This window comes from Vibrio sp. 1288, assembly GCF_033344475.1.
In genome coordinates this window covers 1-760 of sequence record NZ_JAWPOX010000411.1, presented here as the reverse complement: position 1 = coordinate 760, position 760 = coordinate 1, and the positions used below count along the sequence as shown (strand labels likewise).

Below are 760 nucleotides of genomic sequence, written 5' to 3'. Positions count from 1 at the left end.
ATCTGTCTCGCTATCAACAGTAATGCTTGGCCAAGGTATCCCATTCATCCACATGGGTTCTGAGCTTCTGCGTTCTAAATCGATGCAGCGTGACTCTTACGATTCTGGTGACTGGTTCAACCGCGTCTTCTTCGACGGCAGTGACAACAACTGGAACGTAGGTCTGCCTCGTGAAGACAAAGACGGCGCAAACTGGGAGCTGATCAAGAAGATCGTTTCTGACACGACAGCGAAGCCAGATGCAACCGACATTGAGCTAACCAAACAACAATTCCTAGAACTACTAAAAATCCGTAGTTCAAGTGAACTGTTCCGCTTAGATACCGCTCAAGAAGTCATGAACCGTGTTGACTTCCGCAACGTTGGTAAAGACCAAGTGGAAGACTTGATCGTTATGTCTATCGACGATGGTAAATCAGCAGGTGCCGATTTGGATTCGAAATACGATGCGATCGTTGCTGTGGTGAACTCAACATCAACAGAGAAATCATTTGTCGTGAAAGGCGCGACAGGTTTCGAGCTGCATGAAGTTCAACAAAACTCTGCAGATGACATCGTGAAAGGTGCAAGCTTCACAAATGAAACCTTCACTGTACCAGCACTGACTACTGCGGTATTCGTACAGCCACAAGACGGCGCGCAAGGTGTGGGTCTGCCAGTCAATACGGACAACAAAGACGTATCGAGCATTCCTCCTTTCGGTGAAACCGTGGTTTACGTGAAAGGCACAATGAACAATTGGTCAGACAACAGCGACTGG

At 47.6% G+C, this 760-nt stretch carries 1 protein-coding gene; it reads left to right on the top strand.

Annotated features, from left to right (window positions below):
• The coding region (locus tag R8O11_RS27110) for an alpha-1,6-glucosidase domain-containing protein (RefSeq protein ID WP_318194860.1) at nucleotides 1-760 on the top strand (760 nt) is incomplete at both ends.